Consider the following 18,709-nt stretch of genomic DNA (forward strand, 5'->3'; position numbering starts at 1 on the left):
GCGGCGGTGAACGAAAAGGCGGGAGGGGGCGATCAGACCGCGGGGCGGTCCTTGTCGTCACGCTCGGCGTCGGCGGCGTGCTGGCGGGCGGCACGCTGGTCGTCGCTGATCGAGGTGATGTCACCGTCGGCGACGCCGGCGATGTACTCGGCCTCGGTCTCTTCGGCTTCGATGTACTCGTCTTCGGTCACGGTGCCCGCAGCCGAGTCGACGATACGGAGGATGGCCTGGCTGTGCACCTTGATGACGACGCCGGGAGCGATCTCGACGTGCGCGGGCTTGTCGAGGTCTTCACCGTCGTACTCGACGATCGTGCCGTAGAGGCCGCCCTGCAGCAGCACCTCGGCACCGGGGACCGTCTCGCGGGCCTTCTGCTCGAGCTCGGCCTTCTGCTTCTTCATGCGACGGCGGGAGCTCAGGAACATGAAGACGAGCAGGCCCGCGAACAGAATGAGCAGGAGGAAACTGGAGTCCATGGAGGCGGTGCACCTTTCAGATCAGGCGCGCCGTGCGGCACTGCCTAGCGTGGGTCGGGGAATCCCTCGCCGAGTATAGGTCATGACCCCTGGCTGAACCGGAGCATGCCGTCCGGGTGAGGGGCTCCGAGGTGGTCGTAGGCCTCCGGAGTCGCCACGCGTCCGCGGGGAGTGCGGCCCATGAATCCGATCCGCACGAGGTAGGGCTCGACGACCGATTCGATGGTCTCGGGCTCTTCTCCCACGGCCACGGCGAGGGTGCTGAGCCCCACCGGTCCCCCGCGGAAGCGGCGGACGAGGGCGTCGAGGACGGCTCGGTCGAGGCGGTCGAGCCCGATGGCATCCACGTCGTAGAGATCGAGCGCGGCGCCTACCGTCCGCACGTCGGCGTGGCCCTCGTCGGTGCCGGTCGACGGACCGTTCACGACGAGATAGTCCCGGACACGCCGGAGCAGACGGTTCGCGATACGGGGCGTTCCCCGGGAGCGCCGGGCGATCTCGGAGCGCGCCGTGCCCGGGAGGCCGACATCGAGCATGGATGCCGAGCGTGAGACCACCCGCTCGAGCTCTTCAGGCTCGTAGTACTCGAGGTGCGCGGTGAAACCGAAGCGGTCGCGCAGGGGGTTCGGCAGGAGGCCCGCGCGTGTCGTGGCTCCCACCAGGGTGAAGGGGGCCAGGTCGAGGGGGATGCTGGTCGCTCCCGCGCCCTTGCCGACCATGATGTCGATGCGGAAGTCCTCCATCGCGAGATACAGCATCTCTTCGGCCGAGCGTGCCATGCGGTGGATCTCGTCGATGAAGAGCACCTCCCCCGGCGTGAGCGACGACAGCAGGGCCGCGAGGTCGCCCGCGTGCTGGATCGCCGGCCCGCTCGACAAGCGCAGCGGCCGCCCGCTCTCGTGCGCGACGATCATCGCGAGGGTGGTCTTGCCGAGCCCGGGAGGGCCGGAGAGCAGGATGTGGTCGGGAGAGCGCTGCTGGATGCGCGCGGCGTCGAGCAGGAGCTGCAGCTGGCCGCGAACCTTCTGCTGACCGACGAACTCGGCGAGGGAGGTGGGGCGCAGGGCCCCTTCGATCGCGAGTTCGACCTCGTCGTCGGGCGTCCCGGCGTCTCGGACGTCAGCCACTCACGCCCTCCTTGCGGGCCGGGCCCAGCAGGGCGAGCGTGAGTCGGAGCAACGACTGGACCGAGGCGCGGTCGGCCTCGGAGGCGGATTCGGCGACGGATGCCACGGCCTCGGCCGCCGTCCGTTCCGTCCAGCCCAGGCCCACGAGGGCCTGCGTGACCTGCAGGGGCACCTGGCCGTGCGCCGAGGCGGTGGCGGGAGCCGCGGAGGGCGCGACCTGGAGCTTGCCGGCGAGCTGCACCACGATGAGCTTGGCCGTCTTGGGGCCGATGCCCGAGACGCGTCGGAACGGGGCGTCGTCGTCGTCGGCCACGGCCTGGGCGATCTGCGGCACCGTGAGCGACGACAGCACCCCGAGCGCGGACTTCGGGCCGACGCCCGTCACGCTGATCAGCTGGGTGAAGACGGTCAGCTCTTCGCGAGCCTCGAAGCCGTAGAGCGACAGGGCGTCCTCGCGCACGATGAGGTTCGTGTGCAGGTGGACGTCGTCGCCGACGTGCACCGTCCGCGCGAGCTGGGCGGTGACCGCGACGGAGAAGCCGACTCCCCCGACCACGATGACCAGCGAGTCGTCGGCGACGTGAGCCGCCGTGCCGTGCAGCGAGGAGATCATCGGGCCAGCCTACGCGCCTGTTCGTACATGTGTTCGAGCGACACGCTTCGGCGGGGTCCGCTTCTTCTCGGCATCCCTCCAGGCCTTCTGAGCGGGAGTCAGCGCGTCATGGGCCGAGGCGCCGGCCGCTCCCCCGCGCCAGGCGTGACAGAGGGCGATCGCGAGGGCGTCTGCGGCATCCGCCGGCTGGGGAAGCGCGTCGAGGCGCAGCACGCGGGCGACCATCGTCTGCACCTGCAGCTTGTCGGCGGAGCCGTATCCGGTGATCGCGGCCTTGACCTCGCTGGGGGTGTGCGTCGCAGCCGTCAATCCGTGTTCGGCCGCGAGCAGCAGCGCGATGCCGCTGGCCTGGGCCGTGCCCATCACCGAGTGGAGGTTGTTCTGCGCGAAGACGCGCTCGACGGCGACCACATGCGGCTGATGGGTGACCAGCACGTCGCGGATGCCGGCGGCGATCGCCGCGAGACGCTTCTCGATCGGATCGGTGGGTGCGGAACGGGCGACGCCCACGTGCACGAGCGAGGCCGTGCGGTTCGGCGAGACGTCGACGACACCGAGGCCGCATCGGGTCAGGCCGGGGTCGATGCCGAGGACGCGGAGGGAACGAGACACGGCCCCCACGCTAAGCGCAGGGGCCGTGTCGAGATCGAGGGCGCGCCCTTACTCGTCGTTCTCGAGCTCGGCCTGCACCTCGGCGCTCATGTCGAAGTTGGTGTAGACGTTCTGCACGTCGTCGCTGTCTTCGAGGGCGTCGATGAGGCGGAACACCTTGCGAGCGGTGTCGGCGTCGACCTCGACCTTGAGCGAGGGCACGAACTCGACGTCGGCCGAGTCGTACTCGATGCCGGCATCCTGCAGGGCGGAGCGCACCGACACCAGGTCGGAGGCCTCGGTGATGACGCCGAAGCCGTCGCCGTGCGGCTCGACCTCTTCGGCGCCCGCCTCGAGGACGGCGAGCATGACGTCGTCTTCGGTGGTGCCCTCGGAGGGGACGACGATGACGCCCTTGCGGCTGAAGTTGTAGGCGACGCTGCCCGGGTCGGCGAGGGTGCCGCCGTTACGGCTGAGAGCGGTGCGCACCTCGGCCGCGGCGCGGTTCTTGTTGTCGGTCAGACACTCGATGAGGAAGGCGACGCCGTTGGGGCCGTATCCCTCGTACATGATCGACGAGTACTCGACGGCTTCGCCGCCGATACCGGCACCGCGCTTGATCGCGCGATCGATGTTGTCTTTGGGGACCGAGGTCTTCTTCGCCTTGAGGACGGCGTCGAAGAGGGTGGGGTTGCCCTGGAGGTCGGCTCCACCGAGCTTCGCCGCGACCTCGATGTTCTTGATGAGCTTGGCCCACGACTTGGCGCGACGGGAGTCGATGACCGCCTTCTTGTGCTTGGTGGTGGCCCATTTTGAGTGTCCGGACATAGCTTCCAGTCTAGAGCGCGGGCACGCTCATCCCGCGTCTGCTCGTGACGTGGTCCAGGAACCGCTCGTGGAAGCGCGTCTCCCCGGTCGATTCGGGGTGGAACGCGGTGCCCATCAGCACGCCCTGCTCGATCGCCACGACGCGCCCATCGGGGAGGGATGCCAGGGGCTCGGCATCCGGTCCCCATTCGACGACCGCGGGCGCCCGGATGAATGCCGCGTGCACCGGCGGCTCGCCCAGGACGGGCACGTCGAGCTCGGTCTCGAACGACGCGGTCTGGTTGCCGAAGGCGTTGCGCGCGACGCGCGCGTCGATGCCGCCGAACGTCTGCTGGCCCGTGATCGCGCCGTCGATGCGGTCGGCGAGCAGGATGAGCCCCGCGCACGTGCCGTACATGGGCATGCCGTCGGCGATCGCCGCGCGGATCGGGTCGAACAGACCGAAGGCGCGGGCGAGCTTGTCAATCACGCTCGACTCGCCGCCGGGGAGGACCAAGCCCTCCACGGCGGCGAGCTCGTCGGGTCGACGCACGGGCTGCGCGTCGGCGCCGAGCCCGCGCAGCACGGCGAGGTGCTCGCGCACGTCGCCCTGCAGCGCGAGCACTCCGACGCGAGGGGTGTTACCAACCACGCTCGGCCAGGCGGTGCGGGGCGGGGAGGTCGGCGACGTTGATGCCGACCATCGCCTCGCCGAGTCCGCGCGACGCCTCGGCCACGACTTTGGGGTCGTCGTGGAAGGTCGTCGCCTTCACGATGGCCGCTGCGCGCTGTGCGGGGTTGCCCGACTTGAAGATGCCGGAGCCCACGAACACGCCGTCGGCGCCGAGCTGCATCATCATGGCGGCGTCGGCCGGAGTGGCCACTCCCCCGGCGGTGAAGAGCACGACGGGCAGCTCGCCGGTCTCGGCGATCTCGGCGACGAGGTCGTAGGGCGCCTGCAGCTCCTTCGCCGCGACGTAGAGCTCGTCCTTGGTCTTGGCGCGCAGGGCGTTGATCTCGCTGCGGATCGTGCGGATGTGCTTGGTCGCCTCCGACACGTCGCCCGTGCCGGCCTCGCCCTTGGAACGGATCATCGCCGCGCCCTCGGTGATGCGACGCAGGGCCTCGCCGAGGTTGGTCGCCCCGCAGACGAAGGGGATGGTGAAGTTCCACTTGTCGATGTGGTTGACGTAGTCGGCGGGCGAGAGCACCTCGGACTCGTCGATGTAGTCGACGCCGAGCTCCTGCAGGATCTGCGCCTCGACGAAGTGGCCGATGCGGGCCTTCGCCATGACGGGGATCGAGACCGAGGCGATGATGTCGTCGATCAGGTCGGGGTCGCTCATGCGCGCGACGCCGCCCTGGGCGCGGATGTCGGCGGGCACGCGCTCGAGCGCCATGACGGCGACGGCGCCGGCGTCTTCGGCGATGCGCGCCTGCTCGGCGGTGACGACGTCCATGATCACGCCGCCCTTGAGCATCTCGGCGAGACCGCGCTTGACGCGGGAGGTTCCGGTGTCGGTCATGTCCACTCCGTTCCGCGCCGTGCGGCGCGTGCTTCCGCGCTTCGGGGCGCGATAATTGGCTTAGGCCAAACCGTAGCACGGCTCAGGACATAGGCTGTTCGTGACCCAGGGGGGCCTATGACCATCGACATCACCGGGCGTTCGGCATCGGCCATCGCCGCTGATCTGCGCGAGCGCATCGAGCGCGGCGAGCTCCCTCCAGGCACGCTGCTGCCCTCCGTGCGCGCCGTCGCCGGCGACCTCGGCGTCAACCGCAACACCGTCGTCGCCGCCTACCGGCAACTCGCCCAGGCAGGTCTGGTCGAGGCCCGCGGTCGAAGCGGCACGCGCGTGGCGGACCGCACGGCCGTCGCGCAGGAGGGGTACGCGCCCGACACGGTGCTGCGCGACGTGGGCACCGGCAACCCCGACCCCGCACTCATCCCCGACCCGACGGCCGCCCTGGCGCGCTCAGCCCGACCGGTCCTCTACGGCGAGCCGGTTATCGACCCGGGCCTGGAGGCGTGGGCCCGCGGCTGGATGTCCGACCACCTCCCCCACGACGACCTGCTGATCACCGTGACGAGCGGCGCGAGCGATGCGATCGAGCGCCTGCTCGCCCAGGCCCTGCAGCGCGACGACGCCGTGGCGCTCGAAGACCCGTGCTTCCTCTCGGCCCTGCACACGGTCCGCACCGGCGGGTACCGTGCGGTTCCGGTGGCGGTGGATGCCGAGGGCATGACCGTCGACGGGTTGCGCGCGGCCCTGGACGCCGGCGTTCGCGCGGTGATCTGCACGCCCCGCGCGCACAACCCCACGGGGGCCAGTCTCAGCGCCGAACGCGCCGCGGCGCTGCGCGACGTCCTCGCGGAGCACCCCTACGTCCTCGTGATCGAGGACGACCACTTCTCCCTGCTGTCCCGCGCTCCCCTGCACTCCGTCATCGGGCCCGCGCAGCGCCGATGGGCGCGTATCCGCTCGATGTCGAAGTTCCTCGGACCCGACACGTGCCTCGCGGTCACGGCATCCGATCCCGACACCGCCGACGGCCTCGCCGTACGCCTCACGCCCGGCACCACCTGGGTGAGCCACATCCTGCAGCGCATGACCCTCGCCCTCGTCACCGACGACGCCGTGCGCGCCGGAATCGAGGCGGCCGCCGAGCATTACGCCGCGCGCAACGCGGCGTTCGCGGCCGCCCTCACCGAGCGGGGGCTACCGGTGTCCCCGGGCGACGGTCTCAACCTGTGGGTGCCGCTGCCGGTTCCGGCCGCGGTGGTGCGCGTAGAGCTCATGCGCCGCGGCTGGCTGGTGCGCGAGGGGGATCCGTTCTTCCTCTCCCCCGACCCGGCCGGTGCGTTCCTGCGCTTGACCGTCCACGACCTCGACGAGACCTCGGCCGGTGCCCTTGCCGACGACCTCGCGCGTGCCGCGGGCGTGCTTCGCGGATCAGGACGAAGTGGGAGGATCGACGCATGAAGGTTCTCTCGATCCAGTCGGCCGTCGCGTTCGGACACGTCGGCAACTCGGCCGCCGTCTTCCCCCTGCAGCGCATCGGCGTCGAGGTGCTACCGGTGTACACCGTGAACTTCTCCAACCACACCGGCTACGGCGCGTGGCGCGGTCCGCTCATCGCCCCCGATGACGTCGCCGCCGTGATCCAGGGCATCGAAGACCGCGGCGTCTTCCCCGAAATCGACGTGGTGCTTTCGGGATACCAGGGCGGCGAGGGCATCGCCGACGTCATCATCGACGCGGTCGCGCGGGTGAAGAAGGCGAACCCGGATGCCGTGTACGCCTGCGACCCCGTCATGGGCAACGCCAAATCGGGGTGCTTCGTGGCGCCCGCGATCCCGGTGCTGCTGCGCGAGCGCGTCGTGCCGGTCGCCGACATCCTGACCCCGAATCAGTTCGAGCTCGGCTTCCTCACCGACACCGAGCCCGGCAGCATCGACTCGACGCTCGAGTCCGCCGACATGCTGCGCGCCCGCGGCCCGCGGACGGTGCTCGTCACGAGCGTTGAGCGCCCCGACCGCGCGCCCGAGACCATCGAGATGATGGTCGTCGACGATGCCGGGGCGTGGATCGTGCAGACGCCCCTGATCCCCATGAAGGCGAACGGCTCGGGGGACGTCACGGCGGCGCTGTTCACGGCGCACTACCGCCGCACCGGCGACGCAGCCGATGCGCTCGCGCGCACGGCATCCAGCGTCTTCGACCTGCTCTCGAACACGTTCGAGGCCGGCTCGCGCGAACTCCGACTCGTGGAATCGCAGGAGGCGTACGCGCACCCGCGCCTGCAGTTCGCCGTCCGTCAGGTGCGCTAAGCCGAGGCGCGAGCGCCGGACCTCAGGCTCAGCCCCCGTAGACCTCTTGGTAGGCGGCGAGCCACTGCTCGCCGTCCGCGGGGCACATGAAGGTCGCGCCGAAGACCATGACGCTCGCGATCGGCTTCTCGGCCTGCGTGCGCGCGGCGCCCTGAAGGTCGCTCGGAATGAGCTGGGCGAACAGCGGCGAGGTGGCCACGTGCGTGCTCATGGTCGTGGCGTCGATCTGGTGGCGATTCAGGATCGCCGTCTCGCACGCGTCGCCCGCCAGGGCGAGGGCGAGGCTCTCGTCAGTCGCCGTCCACGTCGACCCCTGCTGCTCGACGTAGGCGCGCTGCTCGGCGATGAACTCCTTCTGGGCGGGCGTCACCGCGACCAAGGGGGAACCGTCCATCGGGAGCTGCTGCTCGCGGAAGTACTCTTCGCGCTCCGCGAAGACGTCGCCGACGTCGTCGGGGTCGACCGTGGTCGACTCCTCGGGCGCGGGACTCTGCGCCGCGTCCGGAGCGGACGTCGGCCGCCCCTCGGCACCGTCCGGCCCCAGGGGGCTCGGCAGCGGGATGCACGCCGTCGTCGCGAGGAGCACGGCAGCGAGAGTGAGGGAGAGAACCAGAGGGCGAGTCCGAGCGTTCATACCGTCACGGTAGCGAGAACGCCCGGCCCGGGAGTGGGGCTTGTGGATAACCCGTTTCACACTTCCCAGGCGTCGGCGACCGCCCGGCGCACGTCGCCGAGCAGCTGCGGCAGGGCCTTGGTCTTCGCGATGATGGGGAAGAAATTGGCATCCGACGCCCACCGGGGAACGATGTGCTGGTGCAGGTGCGCGTCGACACCCGCCCCCGCGATCGCTCCCTGGTTCATACCGAGGTTGAAGCCGTCGCAGTTCGACACCGCGCGCAGTACCCTCATGCCGCGCTGGGTGAGCGCGCCGATCTCGGCGACCTCTTCGTCGGTGGCCTGGTCGTACGTCGCGATGTGGCGGTACGGGCACACCAGCAGGTGACCGGAGTTGTACGGGAACAGGTTCAGCAGCACGTACGCCATCTTCCCCCGCGCGACGATCAGCCCGTCCTCGTCGCTCTTGTCGGGCGCGGCGCAGAACGGACAGGTCTTCTCCATCGGCTCGCGCCCGGCCGAGATGTAGGCCATGCGGTGCGGCGTCCACAGGCGCTGGAACTCGTCGGGCACGCCGGGAAGGGTCGCGGCGTCGACGAGTTCCGCATCGGCCGTGTGCGACCCGGACCCGTCGACGGCGCGCGTCGTAGCGGAATCCGACGACGAGCCCGCCCCGACGGCATCCGGATCGCTCATCACGCCAGGTCCTCCGCGGTGTTCACGAGGGTGCGCTGGGCGATCGCGCCCGTGATGCGCGCGACGGCCTCATCGACCGGGATGCCGTTGAGCTGCGTGCCGTCGCGGAAGCGGAACGAGACCGTGCCGTTGGAGCGGTCCTGCTCTCCAGCGATCAGCATGAGCGGCACCTTCTGCGTGGTGTGCGTGCGGATCTTCTTCTGCATGCGGTCGTCGCTGTGGTCGGCCTCGGCGCGCACGCCCTTGGTCTTGAGGTCGGCGACGATGCCCTGCAGGTAGTCGCCGTACTCGGCGGCCACGGGAACGGCCACGACCTGCACGGGGGCGAGCCACACCGGGAACGCGCCAGCGTAGTGCTCGAGCAGGATCGCGAAGAAGCGCTCGACCGAGCCGAAGAGGGCGCGGTGGATCATCACGGGGCGGTGCTTCTCGCCGTCCGGGCCGGTGTACTCGAGCTCGAAGCGCTCGGGCTGGTTGAAGTCGAGCTGGATGGTCGACATCTGCCAGGTGCGCCCGATCGCGTCGCGCGCCTGCACCGAGATCTTGGGGCCGTAGAACGCGGCCCCACCCGGGTCGGGCACGAGCTCGAGGCCCGACGCCTCGGCGACCTCGCGGAGTGTCTCGGTCGCCTCGGTCCAGAGGGCGTCGTCGCCGATGAACTTCGGGTTGCCCTCCTCCTTCGTCGACAGCTCGAGGTAGAAGTCGTTCAGGCCGTAGTCGCGCAGGGTCTGCAGCACGAAGTCGAGGCTGTGGGTCAGCTCGCCCTTCACCTGGTCGGCGGTGACGTAGATGTGGGTGTCGTCCTGGGTCATGCCGCGCACGCGCGTGAGGCCCGAGAGAGTTCCGCTCTTCTCGTAGCGGTACACCGATCCGAACTCGCTCAGGCGCAGCGGCAGCTCGCGGTAGCTGCGTCCGCGCGAGCGGAAGATCAGATTGTGGAACGGGCAGTTCATGGGCTTGAGGTAGTACTCCTGGCCCTCGCGCGAGACGTGCCCGTCGGCATCCGTCACCTCGTCGAGCACCATCGGGGGGTACATGCCGTCGGCGTACCACTGCAGGTGGCCGCTCGTCATGAACAGGTCGCCCTTGGTGATGTGCGGGGTGTTCACGACCTCGTAGCCGCTCGCGAGCAGGCGCTCGCGCATGTAACGCTCGATCTCGTAGCGGATGATGCCGCCCTTGGGATGGAACACCGACAGCCCCGGACCGATCTCGTCGGGGAACGAGAAGAGGTCGAGCTCCTTGCCGAGTTTGCGGTGGTCGCGCTTGGCCGCCTCTTCGAGGCGGTGCTGGTAGGCGCGCAGTTCGTCCTTGGTGGGCCATGCGGTGCCGTAGATGCGCTGCAGCTGGGGGTTCTTCTCGCTGCCGCGCCAGTAGGCGCCGGCGATGCGGGTGAGGTCCCAGCCGTTGCCGATGAGGCGCGTGCCGGGCACGTGGGGTCCGCGGCACAGGTCTTTCCACGCGGTCTCGCCGTCGCGGGTGACGTTGTCGTAGATGGTCAGCTCGCCGGCGCCGACCTCGACGGACGCGCCCTCCGCGGCCTCGGCCGAGCCGCCCTTGAGCCCGATGAGCTCGAGCTTGAACGGCTCGTCGGCCAGCTCGGCGCGGGCCTCGTCGTCGGTGACGACGCGACGCACGAAGCGCTGGTTCTCGCGGACGATGCGCTCCATCTCCTTCTTGATGACCTTGAGGTCATCAGGGGTGAAGGGCTCGTCGACCTGGAAGTCGTAGTAGAAGCCGTCGGTGACGGGCGGGCCGATGCCCAGGTTGGCCTGGGGCTTGACACGCTGCACGGCCTGCGCGAGGACGTGTGCGGTCGAGTGGCGCAGGATCGAGAGGCCGTCGGCGCTGTCGATCGTGACCGGCTCCACCTGGTCGTCGGCCGTCACGGTCGTGGCCAGGTCTTTCAGCTCCCCGTTGACGCGCAGAGCGACGACCGAACGGTCGGGGAAGAGGGCGAAGCCATCGGCGGGGAAATCAGTCACAGAACATCTCCTGAAGGGGTCGTTTCCAGGCTACCGGGCGGGCGTGGTCTCGACGGCACGCAACGTGCCCCATAGTGGAGCGGTGACTTTGGCCATCATCGGCGGCGTGCTCTGGGTCCTCGGGATCATCGCGCTGCTCACCGGCGTCTTCCCCGCCGACGCCGCTCTCGCCGTCGCCGACCGCGTCTGGCCCATCCTGCTGTTCGTCGTGGCCGTGACGATCGTCGCCGAACTCGCCTCGAAGGCGGGGCTCTTCGACGTCGTGGCCGCGCGGTTGGCGAAGCTCGCCCGCGGGCGCACGGCGCTGTTGTGGGTGCTGGTCGTGGCTTTGGCCACCGTCGCCACGGCGTTCCTCTCCCTCGACACCACCGCTGTTCTGTTGACCCCCGTGGTGGTGGCGATGGCGGTGGCGCGAAAGCTGAATCCGCTCCCCTTCGCGTTCGTCACCGTCGTGCTCGCGAACACCGCGTCTCTGGTGCTGCCGGTGTCGAACCTGACCAACCTGCTCGCATCCGATGCCCTGGGCGGGGGCCACGACCCCATCGCCTTCCTCGCGCTCCTCGGGCCGTCGGCGCTCATCGCGATCGTGGTCTCGGTCGTCGTGCTGACGGTCGTGTTCCTCCGCCGGCTGCCGAAGACCTACCCCGATGCGACCGCCCCGGACGTGTCCGACCGCGTCCTCCTGCGCATCTCCGCGGTGGTGACGGTTGCATTGCTGCCCCTGCTGGTCGTCGGGCTCGAACCGTGGATGCCGGCCACGGCCGCCGCGGTGGTGCTCATCGCGGCGTTCGCCTGGCGCGCGCCGCGGGCTCTCGGCATCCGTCTGGTGCCCTGGTCGCTGCTGGTGTTCGCGGGGGGCCTGTTCCTCGCCGTCGGGGCGCTCGAGGCCCTGGGGATCGGGCGCATCACCTCGGTGCTCGCCGGTTCCGGAGATGACCTGGTGTCGCTGTGGCAGCTGGCGGGTGTCGGAGCCCTCGCGGCGAACGGCATCAACAACCTCCCCGCCTACCTCGCCCTCGAGTCGGTGGCGGGCTCCCCCGCGCGCCTCGCGGCGCTGCTGATCGGCGTGAACGCCGGGCCGATCGTCACGCCGTGGGCGTCACTGGCCACCCTCCTCTGGCACGACCGCCTGGTCGCCGCGGGCATCGAGGTGCGGTGGAGTCGGTTCATCCTGCTCGGCGCGATCATCGCGCCGCTGATCCTGTTCCTCGGGGTCCTGCCGCTCGTCTGGTGAGTGTCAGTCCTCGTACGTTCGCGACCAGGCCTTGTGGGGCTCGATGAACCACACGGCCAGGCCCGTTCGCAGACCGTACGCCTCGCCGGTGTACAGCCGCGAGATCCGGTCGACGTAGGGCAGGGCCTCGTCGCCGTCGATCCGTTCGACGGCCACCCCGCGCACGAACGCCATCGAGTAACTGTTGTCGGCGGCGGTGACCGAGACGGCCACGCGCGGGTCACGTTGAAGGTTGCGGTCCTTCAGGGTGTCGACCTCGGTGAACAGCATCAGGCGGTCCCCGTCGACTCCGACCCAGAGCGGGATCGAGTGCGGCGACCCGTCGCGCATGAGCGTCGCGAGGTGCGCGACGGCGTCGGTCTCGAAGTACGGCTTGGTGCGGGTCCAGTCGCTCATGCTCGGTGCAACCGCCGGGGTGGCGGCATCCATTCCCCGGTCAGGACCCGACGGAATGCGGGGCCTGATCGTTCGGCACCTCGCTGAAGACCATTTCCTCGCGACGGCTGCTCTCGCGCGGAACGAATTCGTCGGGCTCGGTGACGACGTACAGGCCGCGGCCGGAGTTCGCGTTGTAGGTCAGCGCGTGCAGCCACGCGGTGCTCAGCTGCGGAGTTCGACTGCCGTGGAACTTGAACACCAGCGACACGTACGGGTGGATGTAGACCGTCGTGCGCCCCCCGCCCGTGCTGATGTCGTCTTTCCAGGTGAACGGGAAGCTCTCGCCGCGACGCACTTTCGCCATGATCACCGCCTGCAGGTGCGCGAGCAGCCGGTCCTCGAAATCGACCTTGATGTTGCCGTCGTAGATGAACTTGCCCATGGTGACTCCCGTCGGTGCCGCCCGCGGCCCGGCGCCTCTCGGCGAGAAGTCGAACGCTGAGGTCGGGGGGCGGCGACCGCTTTCTCTGCGTGCACCGTCTCTCGGGATCGACGTTCACGCAAACCCCCTTGCGGGAGATTGCGGTTTCGGGATAAAGCCGGGAGAAAGGCGGAGGGATGCCGCGAATCAGGTGTCGCGCGAGATGCGGATGATGACGCGGTCGCCGGGTTTGCGCTGCAGACGACGCACGAACGCCTCGAAGCCGAGGATCGCGCGGTACTGGAAGCCGTACTTGCGCTTGAGGGCGGCGTCGGCGCGAGCGTCGTCCGTGGCGGGGCCGGCGATCCGGCCGTGCGCCTCGACGCGGATGGCATCCGGTTCGACGGCGCCCATCCTGCTGCAGGGCTGCAGGGTCACGCGCGAATCGTTGCGCAGACGCTTCACCTTGCCCGTGGACCGCTCGCTCGTCACGACCAGCTCGTCGCCGTCGCGCGCGACCCACACCGGGACCGCCACGAGGGCTCCGTTGCGGCGATAGGTGCCGAGCGAGACGAAGGACGAGGCCGCGATCTCGCGCCACAGGGTGTCGGGGACGGTCATGGTCTCACCGTACTGGGCGGTCGCAGCGGCGGCGATGGGTTGCGCCGACGGCCCGCCGCGAGGTCCGAACAGATCGAGAACCCCGGGAACGGATGCCATCTCCTCGATGCGCCCGTGCGCGAAGCCGCCCCAGAGCGCACGGACGCTCCGGCCGACATCGGTGATCTCGTCGGGGCGCGCGCCGGCGTAGGGCGCGAGCTGCGGCCCGGTCGACTCGGTACCGAAGACGAAGGGCACCTCGATCGCGTGGGAGGCGCGGTAGAGGTCGTTCGCCCGCCACCGGAAGACGTAGCGCAGCGCCGTCCCTCCCGCCCTGCGGTAGTCGCGGGCGAGGCGACGGGCCGGGCGGCCGTAGACGACCGCGTTCATCGCGGTGTCGAGGACCGTGGAGGCGAGGGCGTGCAGCAGCGGCACGGCGCGCAACCCGTCCAGGGCCGTCACGCCGGGAAGGAACAGCCGCGTCTCCTCGGCGGTGACCCCGATCAGCAGGGGAATGCGTGCGGCCCCCTCGAGCCACCTCTCGGCGATCTCGCCGTGGGGAGGCAGGGGGTCGAACCCGGGCTGCGGAGCGAAGGGCATCAGGGAGAACCGTCCGAAACCGCGCGCGGCCTGCATCGCGTCCGCCTGGAGGTGCATCAGATCGTCCGACGGGGTCGCCGGGCTAAGCTGCGCGGTCGCCGCGCTCATCGCCGCCGTGAGGCCGGCGCGCGCACCCATAGTGCCCATGGGTGCGCTCTGCACGATGGCGCGCGAGAACAGCCCCCGAGCGCGGTCGACGGCCATGAGGTGAAGCACGGCGTCGGCGCCCGCGGATTGTCCGAACGCCGTCACGCGGTCCGGGTCTCCCCCGAACGCCGAGATGTTGCGCTGGACCCACTCGAAGGCGGCGAGCTGATCGAGGAGCCCGAGGTTGGCAGGACGCTCCGCCTCGTCACCGAGATAGCCGAGCACGCCGAGCCGGTAGGTGACCGTGACGACGACGACGTGCTGCTCGGACGCGAGGACGGCGGGGTCGTAGACGGGCAGATCGCCCGCACCGCTGGTGTAGCCACCGCCGTGCACCCACACCATCACGGGCAGCGCGGGATCCGCGTCGCCGCGGTCGGCCGGAACGGTGATCGAGAGGTGCTGGCACTCCTCGCGGATCGGGAGGCCGCCGGTCTGGTCGCCGAGAGCGTCGATCAGCGGGGTGGGCGCCTGCGGGGCGGCGGGCGAGGGCTCGAGGGCATCGAAGACGTCGTCGGTGGCCCGGTCCGGCAGAGGGAGGGGACGACCGAAGCGCTCCGCGCGTGCATACGGGATGCCACTGGCCCGCAGCACCGCACCGTCGCGGCGTCCGCGGATGGGGCCCGTCGGCGGGGTGAAGAGGGGGGCTTCGCTCGTCACGCGTTCTCGCTTCCTGTTCCGCCGAAGCGGTGCGTCGCGCCTGCCCGCGGGGGTGGCGGAGGCGTCTGGCCACCCTACTGAGCCGCACCCATGGCCCCGCTGTGCAAGCCGGTCCGCGGACCTCAAAGCCAGCGCAAGATCAGCGCAAGGACAGCGCAAGACTGCGCCGAACGTGTCCCCCAAACGGTGGACACGGCATAGTCTCGTCTCGTTCCCGTCGCCAGGCACTCCGCAGCCCCCCTTACTGGCGGCGGGAACGACCACCCCGGATCTTCGCCCCGCCCGGCGCACCTCTCGGCCCTTCCTCGGCCCGTGCGCAGTGAGCGGAGCGGCGAGAAGCCCCGTGCTTCGGGATGCGAACCGCTACGCGTCGCGTTCGCCGTGCCGGAGCGCCGCCGCGTCGAGCCCGCGCGTGCGCGGTGGCGTGTCTTCGCGTCGAGGATCGCCGGCCGCAGGTGTCGCCTGTCGACCGCTCGGGCTGCGGCGGCCTGTGCGAGGTGGTCCGGAAACGACGAAACCCCCGGCGAACCGGGGGCTTCTTCAGGTGGTGCGCGATACTGGGATCGAACCAGTGACCTCTTCCGTGTCAGGGAAGCGCGCTACCGCTGCGCCAATCGCGCCTATACAGGCTGTTCTATTGTGAGTTGAGGTGGCGACGGGATTCGAACCCGTGTAAACGGCTTTGCAGGCCGGTGCCTAGCCGCTCGGCCACGCCACCGTGATGTGGTTCGACCCACGTGTCGTAATTCTCCGTCGGTTTCCCAGACGGAGATCCCTCCACTCGAGCGGATGACGAGACTCGAACTCGCGACCCCAACCTTGGCAAGGTTGTGCGCTACCAACTGCGCTACATCCGCATTTCGTTCCCGGGGCTTGCCCCGAGCACTCGTAAGACATTACCCGATCTGAGCGCGGGTGCAAAACGGCGCGCGCCCCGCGCGTGTCCTCTCCTCGTGGTTCGAAGCACCTCTCGGCATCCGGTACGATCGATAAGTCCCGTTCGGGATGAGGGCGATTGGCGCAGTTGGTAGCGCGCTTCCTTCACACGGAAGAGGTCGTCGGTTCGAGTCCGGCATCGCCCACAGTTTCACCCCCGGTCCTTCCGGGGGTTTTCTGTTTCTTCCCTGGGCTGGCGCCCGTGGTCGCAGATCGTCGGCGCACCGCCCGCTCGGCGTCCCGGGCCAACTGGCCGTAGACCCATGCCGGTCGGGGCGGCCGCTCGTCGGCCCCTGCCGATTCGCGCCCCACGTGGTAACGCCCCGGCACCCGGCCGTCGTGAGGCCGGACGCCGGGGCGTCGTCGAGTCGCGGGTCAGTCGTCTTCGATGACCACGCGAAGATCGCGGCGGCGCTGACCGAGCTTCTGTCGGCTGCCGGCTCCTGCACCGTGCTGCGTACCCGCCCCCGTCATCGGGGGTCGCAGACCGCCGGGGCCGGTGCCCTGCGCGGCCGACATCGAGGTCGCGGCCATGGCCGCTCCCCCGGTGGTCCCGCCGATGAGCGCGCCGGTGCTTCCGCTGTGGACGCCGGCGAAGGTCTTCGCATCGAGACCGGTCAGCCCACCGAGCGAACCGCCCGCGCCACCGGACCCGCCGAGCGAGGCCTGGCCGATGACGGCTCCGTCGGGCGTGGGGGCGCCGGATAGGCCCCCGGAGCCGCTGAGGTGGAAGTCCCCCGAGGCGTGCTCGCCCGACACAGCGAAGGGGCGGTAGACGACCCCGTCGGCACGCTGACCCTTGACGGTGAGGTCGTGGGCCGCGCTGTTTCCGTAGCGGGTGGCGTCCGATGCGTCGACGACGGTCCCCGAGTCGATGCGGATGGTCTGGGCGCTGTTCTGCAGGGCCGCAGCGGTCGTGGTCGACGTGCGGTCGAAGACGCCGCGAAGCTGCTGCACGAGCCCGGTGAGGGCCTTGATCGACCCGAGCACGGCGCGCAGAGGCCGCACGACCTTGTTCACCATCTCATTGACCTTCATCACGACGCGCGCGATCGCGTAGCCCATGCCGAGACCGAACGAGGCGGCAACGACCGCCATGGCCTCGATGGCGGTTGCGACGACCTTGGAGATCGCCGACTTGACGACGCCCTGCATCTTCGTCACCAGGGTGGAGGCGGAGGTGAGTCCGCTGGCCGCGGCCTCGGCCCATTCGCCCGACGCACCGAGGTGCTTCGCCGCGTCGGTGGCGAACCGCACGTAGGCGGTGATGCTGCCGCCGGTCATGCCCTCGAGGTCGCTCAACCGTCGGGTGAGGTCGGCGCCCGCCTGTCTCATCGACGACCCGGCAGAGACCCACTGCGACGCGACGGAGGCGACGTTGGAGGCGCTGCCGGCGAGCTGGTCGAGCCAGGTGCTGAGAGGCTTGAGGTGCTCCATCACCCATCCGAGACCACACGCGGTCAACGTGCCGATGGGGTCGGTGAGGGCAGCGGCCGCATCACCCAGGGTGTCGAGGAAGGCCATTCCTCCGTCGAGCCAGTTGCCGCTCTTGACGGCCTCGGCGAGGGCTCGACCCGACTCGATGACACGGCTCCCCGAGAAGGTGGTGCCGGGGGCGACAACGGTGCTCATCAGACCCCCATCGCAGACTCGAGCGATCGGATGGTCGCGATGGTGTCGCTCTCGAATTGCTCCCACTGGTCGGCGGTCTGCCGCAGCTCTCCGGCGGTGCGCATGAGCAGTGATTGGTCCTCGCCGAGCAGGCCGGTGGCGGCTGCCGACAGCGCGAGTCCCGGGGGAACGAGGAAGGCGCACAAAAGTCCGAAGGCTTCGGGGAGCAGGTTGCCGCCGCGGAGGACGGAGAGCGCCGATCCGACGTCTCCCACGAGGGAATCGACGAATGCGGCGTGCTGTCGGAGTCGATCGAAGTCGACGGCGATGTCATCGGCCATGAAGAGTCCTCTCGGGTGAGGCGGGTTCGGTGTCGCGCAACTGCGCGACGATGGGATCGTCGGCGCCGAGCAGCTCGCTCACCGCGCGGAGAGTGCTCTCGCGGGCGTCGGCCTCGGCGTGACGGATGGTCGAGAGGATCTCGGCGGACAGTCGCTGCGCGCCGCGGGCCAGGGCCGCCTCGCTCAGCCGCAGATCGACGACCCGGCCGCCCGAGTCCACCTGGGCGATGACGTCGCGACCGCGAGAACGACCGGTGCCGCGCACCGAAGCGACCGTCGCCTCGAAGGCCGGCATCTGCGCGGCGCGCAGCTCGGCACGACGAACGTCGGCTTCGACCTGCGCAAACGACTCTTCGGGATCCAACGGCACGGCAGAAATTTATCGACCCGGGCGCCGAGAACGAACGGTTCGCATCAAGAAAACCCGGTAGATGAGAGGAATCTCACGTAGCTCTCACGAACAGTTCCTCGTCCGGTTCGCGATGGACGCAGAGAGTCAGCCGCGCGACCAGCCGTAGCGCGCGGCGAGAGCGGCGGCGACGGCGTCGAACCGTGCGCGGTCCAGGGCCGCTGCCTCCCGGCGCATCCCCGCGTCATGGACCAGATACAGCTGTTCGATGTCGATCCACGAGGGACGACGCTGGGGATCCCACTCCCCCGTGCCCAGCGACAGGTACTGCCGGTCGCCGTCGTGCGGTTTGCTGGTGAGTCGCACGGCGTAGGAGCGGGTGGCATCCGCTCGACCGATGACGAGGACCGGCCGATCCTTTCCACGCCCGTCGCGCTCCTCGTAGGGAACCCACGTCCAGACGATCTCGCCCCCGTCGGGGGCGTTGTCGCGTTTCGGCGCGTACGACAGGGTGAGCCGCCGCGGCGGATCGATCTCGACGGTCTCGCTCCCGCTCGGGGCCGAGGGGCGCGCGGTCGGCGTGACGGGGGCGGAACGACGAACGGGCGGAGCCGCCGGCGTCGACCGGAACATGCCCAGCACGGCGGACAGCAGACGAGAAGCGGTTCCCATACCCACACCCTAGGCACG

General features: G+C 70.0%; 20 protein-coding genes and 4 tRNA genes. 4 read left to right on the top strand and 20 right to left on the bottom strand.

Features of this window, described 5'->3' with window-relative positions; translation table 11 throughout:
- Positions 1 to 32: 32 nt before the first annotated feature.
- The 7 genes from OVA26_RS09745 to pdxS all read right to left on the bottom strand — a co-directional run bounded on the left by OVA26_RS09745 (position 33) and on the right by pdxS (position 5,140).
- On the bottom strand, positions 33 to 476 hold the full coding sequence (locus tag OVA26_RS09745) for a preprotein translocase subunit YajC (RefSeq protein WP_056231662.1): 444 nt from the start codon (positions 474 to 476) through the stop codon (positions 33 to 35).
- A gap of 80 nt (positions 477 to 556) precedes the next feature.
- Positions 557 to 1,603: a Holliday junction branch migration DNA helicase RuvB gene (gene ruvB / locus OVA26_RS09750; protein WP_056231660.1), complete on the bottom strand. Its 1,047-nt coding sequence runs from the start codon at positions 1,601 to 1,603 to the stop codon at positions 557 to 559.
- Positions 1,596 to 2,216, bottom strand: coding sequence for a Holliday junction branch migration protein RuvA (gene ruvA / locus OVA26_RS09755; protein WP_268103978.1), 621 nt, complete (start codon positions 2,214 to 2,216; stop codon positions 1,596 to 1,598). The genes ruvB and ruvA overlap by 8 nt, the downstream gene beginning before the upstream one ends.
- 9 nt (positions 2,217 to 2,225) lie before the next feature.
- Complete coding sequence (gene ruvC / locus OVA26_RS09760) at positions 2,226 to 2,828, bottom strand: crossover junction endodeoxyribonuclease RuvC (RefSeq protein WP_268103979.1); 603 nt, start codon at positions 2,826 to 2,828, stop codon at positions 2,226 to 2,228.
- A gap of 48 nt (positions 2,829 to 2,876) precedes the next feature.
- Positions 2,877 to 3,635 carry a YebC/PmpR family DNA-binding transcriptional regulator gene (locus tag OVA26_RS09765; RefSeq protein ID WP_056231653.1) on the bottom strand — a complete coding sequence of 253 codons (759 nt, stop codon included), beginning with the start codon at positions 3,633 to 3,635 and terminating at the stop codon, positions 2,877 to 2,879.
- 10 nt (positions 3,636 to 3,645) lie between these two features.
- Complete coding sequence (gene pdxT / locus OVA26_RS09770) at positions 3,646 to 4,266, bottom strand: pyridoxal 5'-phosphate synthase glutaminase subunit PdxT (RefSeq protein WP_268103980.1); 621 nt, start codon at positions 4,264 to 4,266, stop codon at positions 3,646 to 3,648.
- A complete protein-coding gene (gene pdxS, locus OVA26_RS09775; protein WP_268103981.1) occupies positions 4,256 to 5,140 on the bottom strand; it encodes a pyridoxal 5'-phosphate synthase lyase subunit PdxS in 885 nt (294 codons plus the stop codon). The genes pdxT and pdxS overlap by 11 nt, the downstream gene beginning before the upstream one ends.
- A gap of 117 nt (positions 5,141 to 5,257) precedes the next feature.
- Here pdxS and OVA26_RS09780 point away from each other — a divergent pair, with 117 nt between their 5' ends.
- On the top strand, positions 5,258 to 6,598 hold the full coding sequence (locus tag OVA26_RS09780; protein WP_268103982.1) for an aminotransferase class I/II-fold pyridoxal phosphate-dependent enzyme: 1,341 nt from the start codon (positions 5,258 to 5,260) through the stop codon (positions 6,596 to 6,598).
- Positions 6,595 to 7,446: a pyridoxal kinase PdxY gene (gene pdxY, locus OVA26_RS09785; RefSeq protein WP_268103983.1), complete on the top strand. Its 852-nt coding sequence runs from the start codon at positions 6,595 to 6,597 to the stop codon at positions 7,444 to 7,446. The genes OVA26_RS09780 and pdxY overlap by 4 nt, the downstream gene beginning before the upstream one ends.
- Positions 7,447 to 7,474: 28 nt before the next feature.
- Here pdxY and OVA26_RS09790 read toward each other — a convergent pair whose 3' ends face one another.
- Genes OVA26_RS09790 through thrS form a run of 3 tightly spaced genes read right to left on the bottom strand, consistent with a single transcriptional unit; the run spans position 7,475 to position 10,742 of the window.
- Positions 7,475 to 8,080, bottom strand: a complete 606-nt coding sequence (locus tag OVA26_RS09790) for a hypothetical protein (RefSeq protein WP_074694948.1) — start codon at positions 8,078 to 8,080, stop codon at positions 7,475 to 7,477.
- Between the two features lie 56 nt (positions 8,081 to 8,136).
- Positions 8,137 to 8,757, bottom strand: a complete 621-nt coding sequence (locus OVA26_RS09795) for an HIT family protein (RefSeq protein WP_268103984.1) — start codon at positions 8,755 to 8,757, stop codon at positions 8,137 to 8,139.
- Positions 8,757 to 10,742, bottom strand: coding sequence for a threonine--tRNA ligase (gene thrS, locus OVA26_RS09800; protein ID WP_268103985.1), 1,986 nt, complete (start codon positions 10,740 to 10,742; stop codon positions 8,757 to 8,759). Before thrS ends, OVA26_RS09795 begins: the two co-directional genes overlap by 1 nt.
- A gap of 82 nt (positions 10,743 to 10,824) precedes the next feature.
- Between thrS and OVA26_RS09805 the strand changes: the two genes are divergently transcribed.
- The gene (locus OVA26_RS09805; protein WP_143017853.1) at positions 10,825 to 11,976 is read left to right on the top strand and encodes an SLC13 family permease; all 1,152 of its coding nucleotides are present in this window, start codon (positions 10,825 to 10,827) and stop codon (positions 11,974 to 11,976) included.
- A 3-nt stretch (positions 11,977 to 11,979) separates the two neighbouring features.
- Here OVA26_RS09805 and OVA26_RS09810 read toward each other — a convergent pair whose 3' ends face one another.
- The 6 genes from OVA26_RS09810 to OVA26_RS09840 form a co-directional block, all read right to left on the bottom strand.
- Entirely contained in the window at positions 11,980 to 12,372 is a 393-nt protein-coding gene (locus OVA26_RS09810) for a TIGR03618 family F420-dependent PPOX class oxidoreductase (protein WP_074694951.1), read from the bottom strand.
- Between the two features lie 40 nt (positions 12,373 to 12,412).
- Positions 12,413 to 12,796, bottom strand: coding sequence for a DUF7882 family protein (locus OVA26_RS09815; RefSeq protein WP_056231622.1), 384 nt, complete (start codon positions 12,794 to 12,796; stop codon positions 12,413 to 12,415).
- A gap of 186 nt (positions 12,797 to 12,982) precedes the next feature.
- On the bottom strand, positions 12,983 to 14,782 hold the full coding sequence (locus OVA26_RS09825; protein WP_326493363.1) for a PPOX class F420-dependent oxidoreductase: 1,800 nt from the start codon (positions 14,780 to 14,782) through the stop codon (positions 12,983 to 12,985).
- Between the two features lie 545 nt (positions 14,783 to 15,327).
- A tRNA-Val gene (locus OVA26_RS09830) sits at positions 15,328 to 15,402 on the bottom strand.
- A gap of 27 nt (positions 15,403 to 15,429) precedes the next feature.
- Positions 15,430 to 15,500 (bottom strand) — tRNA-Cys (locus OVA26_RS09835).
- 66 nt (positions 15,501 to 15,566) lie between these two features.
- Positions 15,567 to 15,639: transfer RNA gene (locus OVA26_RS09840), tRNA-Gly, on the bottom strand.
- 152 nt (positions 15,640 to 15,791) lie between these two features.
- Between OVA26_RS09840 and OVA26_RS09845 the strand changes: the two genes are divergently transcribed.
- Positions 15,792 to 15,864 (top strand) — tRNA-Val (locus OVA26_RS09845).
- A 229-nt stretch (positions 15,865 to 16,093) separates the two neighbouring features.
- Here OVA26_RS09845 and OVA26_RS09850 read toward each other — a convergent pair.
- From OVA26_RS09850 to OVA26_RS09865, 4 genes are all read right to left on the bottom strand, one after another.
- Positions 16,094 to 17,350 carry a hypothetical protein gene (locus OVA26_RS09850; RefSeq protein WP_268103986.1) on the bottom strand — a complete coding sequence of 419 codons (1,257 nt, stop codon included), beginning with the start codon at positions 17,348 to 17,350 and terminating at the stop codon, positions 16,094 to 16,096.
- On the bottom strand, positions 17,350 to 17,670 hold the full coding sequence (locus tag OVA26_RS09855) for a type VII secretion target (protein ID WP_103209447.1): 321 nt from the start codon (positions 17,668 to 17,670) through the stop codon (positions 17,350 to 17,352). The genes OVA26_RS09850 and OVA26_RS09855 overlap by 1 nt, the downstream gene beginning before the upstream one ends.
- On the bottom strand, positions 17,660 to 18,040 hold the full coding sequence (locus OVA26_RS09860; RefSeq protein WP_056231611.1) for a YbaB/EbfC family nucleoid-associated protein: 381 nt from the start codon (positions 18,038 to 18,040) through the stop codon (positions 17,660 to 17,662). The genes OVA26_RS09855 and OVA26_RS09860 overlap by 11 nt, the downstream gene beginning before the upstream one ends.
- A 126-nt stretch (positions 18,041 to 18,166) precedes the next feature.
- The gene (locus OVA26_RS09865; protein ID WP_268103987.1) at positions 18,167 to 18,691 is read right to left on the bottom strand and encodes a type II toxin-antitoxin system PemK/MazF family toxin; all 525 of its coding nucleotides are present in this window, start codon (positions 18,689 to 18,691) and stop codon (positions 18,167 to 18,169) included.
- Positions 18,692 to 18,709: the final 18 nt, after the last annotated feature.

Source organism: Microbacterium sp. SL62, from assembly GCF_026672635.1.
GTDB lineage: Bacteria > Actinomycetota > Actinomycetes > Actinomycetales > Microbacteriaceae > Microbacterium > Microbacterium testaceum_A.